This window comes from Maribacter sp., assembly GCA_020629415.1.
Lineage (GTDB): Bacteria > Bacteroidota > Bacteroidia > Flavobacteriales > Flavobacteriaceae > Maribacter > Maribacter huludaoensis.
Genome location: JAHDDL010000063.1, coordinates 1 through 5,678, shown reverse-complemented (window position 1 = coordinate 5,678; position 5,678 = coordinate 1). Strand labels below are relative to the sequence as shown.

General features: G+C 37.5%; 7 protein-coding genes. 6 read left to right on the top strand and 1 reads right to left on the bottom strand.

Annotated features, from left to right (window positions below):
- The 3 genes from QZ657_RS16510 to QZ657_RS16500 form a co-directional block, all read left to right on the top strand.
- Positions 1-1,554 (top strand): M1 family aminopeptidase (locus QZ657_RS16510; RefSeq protein WP_291968156.1); only part of this gene is annotated, 1,554 nt, incomplete at its 5' end.
- 92 nt (positions 1,555-1,646) lie between these two features.
- A complete protein-coding gene (locus tag QZ657_RS16505; protein WP_244275721.1) occupies positions 1,647-1,976 on the top strand; it encodes a twin-arginine translocase TatA/TatE family subunit in 330 nt (109 codons plus the stop codon).
- Between the two features lie 6 nt (positions 1,977-1,982).
- Positions 1,983-2,558 carry a phosphatase PAP2 family protein gene (locus tag QZ657_RS16500; RefSeq protein WP_291968155.1) on the top strand — a complete coding sequence of 192 codons (576 nt, stop codon included), beginning with the start codon at positions 1,983-1,985 and terminating at the stop codon, positions 2,556-2,558.
- On the opposite strand, the gene QZ657_RS16495 is transcribed toward QZ657_RS16500, so the two are convergent.
- Positions 2,521-3,162, bottom strand: a complete 642-nt coding sequence (locus tag QZ657_RS16495; protein WP_074669802.1) for an O-methyltransferase — start codon at positions 3,160-3,162, stop codon at positions 2,521-2,523. The two genes, QZ657_RS16500 and QZ657_RS16495, sit on opposite strands and share 38 nt — an antisense overlap.
- 63 nt (positions 3,163-3,225) lie before the next feature.
- Between QZ657_RS16495 and QZ657_RS16490 the strand changes: the two genes are divergently transcribed.
- The 3 genes from QZ657_RS16490 to QZ657_RS16480 all read left to right on the top strand — a co-directional run.
- Complete coding sequence (locus QZ657_RS16490; RefSeq protein ID WP_291968154.1) at positions 3,226-3,696, top strand: GNAT family N-acetyltransferase; 471 nt, start codon at positions 3,226-3,228, stop codon at positions 3,694-3,696.
- Between the two features lie 65 nt (positions 3,697-3,761).
- Positions 3,762-5,030 carry a kynureninase gene (gene kynU, locus QZ657_RS16485; RefSeq protein ID WP_291968153.1) on the top strand — a complete coding sequence of 423 codons (1,269 nt, stop codon included), beginning with the start codon at positions 3,762-3,764 and terminating at the stop codon, positions 5,028-5,030.
- 85 nt (positions 5,031-5,115) lie between these two features.
- Positions 5,116-5,678: MFS transporter (locus tag QZ657_RS16480; protein ID WP_291968152.1), on the top strand; the 563-nt coding region annotated here is incomplete at its 3' end.

Sequence of the window (5,678 nt, the reverse complement as noted above, 5' to 3'; positions counted from 1 at the left end):
GTGAACATTACCGTACCTGCAGATCATATCTTAGATGGTACAGGTGTACTTCAAAATAGAAAAGAAGTATATACCAAAGAAATGATGGCGCGTTATGAAAAAGCGAAAAAATCATATGACAAGCCTGTAATCATTGTAAGCCAAGCAGAAGCAGAAGCTGCAGAAAAAGGTTTTTCAGATAAAACAAAGACATGGAAGCTAAAAGCGGAGAATGTTCGTGATTTTGGTTTTGCAACCTCAAGAAAGTTCATTTGGGACATGCAAGCCGTAAAATTGGGTAACAGAGACGTAATGGCGGTATCTATGTACCCTAAAGAAGGTAACCCGTTATGGGAAGAGTATTCTACAAAAGCTGTAGCACATACTTTGAAATCTTACTCTTCGCATACATTTGACTACCCTTATCCTAAAGCAATTTCGGTACATGCCAAAAGACAAGGTATGGAGTACCCAATGATCTGTTGGAACTACGGTAGACCAAATAAAGATGGTAGCTATTCTGACAGAACCAAATACGGAATGATCAGTGTAATCATTCATGAGGTAGGACACAACTTCTTCCCAATGATCGTAAATTCAGATGAGCGTCAATGGGGATGGATGGATGAAGGTCTGGATACCTTTATGCAATACATGGCAGAGCAAGAATTTGGAGAGGCTTTTCCAGAGGCGATAGCACCTAACGATAAATATCCATCTAGAAGAGGTGATCCGGCAAAGATCGTACCTTACATGAGTGGTGATCAAAGTACAATATCCCCAATTATGTCTAACCCTGAGAACGTTTTTCAATTAGGACCAAACGCCTATGGAAAACCTGCAACAGCATTGAACATTTTAAGAGAGACCGTAATGGGCCGTGAGTTGTTCGATCATGCGTTTAAAACCTATTCTCACCGTTGGAAGTTTAAGCACCCAACCCCAGAAGATTTCTTTAGAACAATGGAAGATGCATCTGCCGTTGATCTAGATTGGTACTGGAGAGGATGGTTCTATACTACGGACTATGTAGATATGGCCGTAAAGGATATTAAGAAATACTACGTAAGCGATCAGCCTAACAAGAAAATGAAAGCTTATTTGGCAGAGCGTGGTATACCGGAGTCTAATTTACCACCAATGGTATATTTAGAGGAGTTTGATGATGCAGCTATGATATCACCGGAACTTAAAAATAATTTACCATCTGAAACCTCTAAAACGTTGAAGGAGTTTATGATGGATAATATGACGGCCGCGGAAAGAGCAGCTATAAAAGAGCCTAAGTATTTTTACGAAGTAACGTACAACAGTCCTGGTGGTTTACCAATGCCTTTAATTGTTGAGTATACGTATGCGGACGGATCGGTTAAGAATGTTACCTATCCGCCAGAAATTTGGAGAAAGAACAGTAAAGAGGTAAGTATGGTAATCTCATCTGCATCTGAACTAAAAGGAATTCAGATAGATCCTAAAATGGAAACTGCCGATATTGACACAACTAACAATAGTTGGCCAAAGAAACAGCAAGAAAGTGATTTCGATAAAATGAAAGAAGGAATCAAAGGACAATAATTAACAAAACATTTATTGAAAAAAGCCTCGTATAACTACGGGGCTTTTTTAATTTGGATACTAAACTTGTTTATATTTGTAGTATGATTGCTATGTATTCATTATTTATTAGTGGCGCAGAAATTTTCTTCATTATGTTTATCGTAGTGATGGTTTTTGGTGCCGACAAAATTCCTGGTATTGCCAAGGGGTTGGGCAAAGGTATGCGCCAGTTAAAAGACGCTACCGAAGATATTAAACAAGAAATTCAGAAAAGTGCCGACAAACAAGGTATAGATACAAGTTTTGTGACCGATATTAAAAAAGATATTGATGACATGAAACAGGATATTAGTTCCGGTTTAGGTACTGACGTTAAAAAGCAAATAAATGACGTCACTAAAAATATCAATGAAGTAACCGGTACGATCAAGAGAAAATAAGCGCTTATGCTAGATAAGATCTTACAATGGGATCGAGATGCCTTTGTCTATCTTAACAGTCTTGGTATAGAGCAGTACGATGTTTTTTGGTCTACCGTAACCAAATTCCCACCTTGGATTCCTCTCTTTGCATTGATCATTACACTTTTCTTTATAAAATTCCCAAAGAAAGAAGCTATAGCAATGATTTTGACCATATTGATTATGGCAGCTTTTGTAGCTACGGTCACTGACCTGACTAAGCATGTAGTAGCCCGCTTACGACCTAATAATGACGAAGAATTGAATACGTTGATCCGTATATTACGGAGTCCGTCCGGGTTCAGTTTTTTTTCGGGCCATGCCTCATCTTCCTTTTCTATAATTACGTTGACCGTTCTTTTTTTAAGGCGAGAATTTAAATGGGTGTATTTATTTTATTTCTGGCCCATACTTTTTGCTATGAGTAGGGTGTATGTTGGGGTGCACTTTCCTATAGATTTAATGGTAGGTGCTTTGGTAGGTATATGCTCCGCCTGGTTGTTCTACAAATTATACGGTCTGCTTATTTTACCCTACTTAAGGTCAGTCCGTCACGTATAGGCAGCAATACTGTTTCTAATTGTGGATGCTCACTTAGTTTTTTATTATAGTCCAACAATACTTTAGTGGTCACATCTTTTGGGTTTAAAGGCTCAACCACCTTACCTGACCACAATACATTATCTGAAAGTATCACAGAGCCAGATTTGGTTTTGGGTAGTACAACATCTAAATACTTATCGTATTGCTTTTTCTCCGCATCAATAAAAATAAGGTCAAAGGTGATATCCATTTTAGGGATAATGTCCAAAGCATTGCCTACATGTTGTATAATCTGATTACCGTAATCACTTCGATCAAAAAAAGTGCGCTGAATTTGTTCTAGCTCTGCATTGACATCAATAGTATGTAATTGTCCGTTTTTCTGTAATCCTTCCGCAAGACATAAAGCGGAATAACCGGTATACGTCCCAATTTCAAGAATGTTGGCAGGATGTATCAATTTAGAAAGTAAACTTAAAACACGACCTTGAAAATGCCCTGTTAGCATACGTGGCTGAATAACCTTTAAATGCGTTTCTCGGGTAAGTTCTTGTAACAACTTAGGTTCTGGCTGAGAGTGGTCCGCTAAGTAATTTTCTAAAAGTGGCGATAAAAAATGCATGCGTTTCTTTTTGCAAAAATAGGGTTTTAAGCCTTATTTTAATGGACTCAAATTACTATAGCTATGAACAATGAAATTACCATTAGGGAAGCCATAAAAAATGATGTGCCTGTACTATTACAACATGAGCAAGAAGTGGTCAAGGCAGAGCGCCCAATGGATCCTACGATACGAAAAAGTGGTGTAAATTATTATGATTTAAATGCGTTGATGGAAAACCCCAGAGCTACACTTATGGTTGCTTGTGACGGAAATAAAATTGTGGCAACGGGTTATGCATTAGAAAAACAGGCAAGACCTTACTTGAATCATGAGACCTTTGCTTACTTGGGTTTTATGTATACTGATCCGGATTACAGGGGTAGAGGAATTAATGGTAAAATTGTGGAAGCCTTACAGCATTGGGCCATGAATATTGGGCTTACGGAAATAAGGTTACATGTATATGAGGAAAATGAACCTGCTATTAAAGCCTATGAAAAAAAAGGGTTTAAAAGACACATGATAGAAATGAGATTAAGAACGGAATCTTAAAATGCTATTATAGAATGGAGCTTATAAAATTGTAGGCTTATGTTTACCTTTATAGAAAATTAGCTATGGAATTTAAAAATACGTTGGAATTTGCTCGGTCCTTAGATGCGAAGGACAATTTGAAAACATATAGAGATGAATTTATTTTTCCTAAAATTAATGGGAAAGAGGTCATCTATTTTACCGGTAATTCTCTAGGATTACAGCCAAAAAGAACCAAATCGTTTGTAGATGAGGTTATGAAAGATTGGGCGGAACTTGCCGTTGAAGGTCATTTTTATGCAGAAAAACCTTGGTGGGACTATCATGAGCGCCTAGCAGAACCCTTGGCAAAAGTAGTGGGGGCGTTGCCAGAAGAAATATCGGTAATGAATACGCTTACGGTAAATCTTCATTTATTGATGGTTTCTTTTTACAACCCTACTCAAAAGAGATTTAAGATTCTTTGTGAAGAAAAAGCATTTCCTAGTGATCAATACATGTTTCAAAGTCAAGTTCGTTTTCATGGGCTAGACCCGGATGAAACTATTGTAGAGATTAAAAAGAGAGAAGGGGAGCATCACTGGAGAACAGAAGATATACTGGCAAAAATTGAAGAGTTGGGAGATGAACTGGCACTTGTTTTAATTGGCGGCGTTAATTATTACAATGGTCAGGTAATGGATATGGAAGCTATAACCAAAGCGGGTAAAGCTGTAGGAGCCAACGTAGGTTGGGACCTTGCCCATGCTGTAGGTAATGTGGAATTAAAACTCCATGAATGGGATGCAGATTTTGCGTCGTGGTGTAGTTACAAGTATATGAACAGCGGACCGGGGAATGCTTCTGGAATTTTCGTGAATAAAAAACACTTGAACAAAAAAAACATTCAACGTTTTGAAGGATGGTGGGGAACCAAAAAGGAAACCCGTTTTTTAATGAAGCCAGAGTTTGAACCAATGGAAAATGCCGATGCTTGGCAAATAAGTAATGTACCTGTGCTATCGGTTGCGCCCTATTTGGCTTCATTGACCATGTTTGAAGAAGTGGGGATGGAAAAGTTGATTGAAAAAAGAAACCTAATTGTTTCGTATTTGGAATATATTCTACAAGAAATAGATAAAGAGGTAGATAGCACTTTTGAAATTATTACTCCGGTAGATAGAGGTTGTCAGCTTTCTGTATTCTTACATGGTCAAGGCAAATCTCTTTTTAATTATTTAATGGAAAACGGAGTTGTAACAGATTGGCGAGAGCCCAATGTAATTCGTTTGGCACCGGCTCCTTTTTATTCTAGTTATGAAGATATGTACCGTTTTGGTCAAATTTTAAAAGCGGGAGTATTGTCAAATTAGGTTTTAGTAGAAAAAAGAGAATAGAATAGAGAAAATAGAAAAGTAATTTTAAAATTTAAGCCAATAGCCAACTACAAACAACGAAGTGAAATCACTACAGTTAATTTTAGGGAATGCTAGATACTTCGGTCCGTCGTGGGTGTTTGCCAGTATTAATATTCTATTTGGTACGTGGGCTATTTATATACCAACTGTAAAACAATCATTAGAGATAAATAAGTCAGAATTAGGTCTTGCTATTTTCTTTTTGGCTCTGGGTGTTTTTGCGGTTTTTCCTTTTGCATCTGCAATTATAAATAGTGTAGGCGTAGGTAAGAGTACTTTCTACGGAATATTGGCTAGTTGTACTGCGGCAATGTTACCGTTATTAGCACCCAATTATTATGTTCTAATGGCGGCTTTGTTTCTTTTTGGGGCTTCTAATGGTATCACTGATATTTCGATGAATACTTTGGTCACTGAAATAGAGAAAAAAGACAAAGTAAAGTTCATGGCGGCTTCACATGGCTTTTTTAGTCTTGGAGGAGTACTGGCAGGTTTGGGTAGTTTTTTAATTGGGCCCTTGTCAAACCCTGTGTTGCATATGTCCATTGCAGTATTATTGGTTTTGCTGGTAAACTTTAAGTTTAGAAAGCACTATTTTTCTGA

Coding starts and splice junctions, on each gene's coding strand:
- QZ657_RS16505 (WP_244275721.1), top strand. CDS start 1,647: ATGTATTCATTATTTATTAGTGGCGCAGAAATTTTCTTCATTATGTTT.
- QZ657_RS16500 (WP_291968155.1), top strand. CDS start 1,983: ATGCTAGATAAGATCTTACAATGGGATCGAGATGCCTTTGTCTATCTT.
- QZ657_RS16495 (WP_074669802.1), bottom strand. CDS start 3,162: ATGCATTTTTTATCGCCACTTTTAGAAAATTACTTAGCGGACCACTCT.
- QZ657_RS16490 (WP_291968154.1), top strand. CDS start 3,226: ATGAACAATGAAATTACCATTAGGGAAGCCATAAAAAATGATGTGCCT.
- kynU (WP_291968153.1), top strand. CDS start 3,762: ATGGAATTTAAAAATACGTTGGAATTTGCTCGGTCCTTAGATGCGAAG.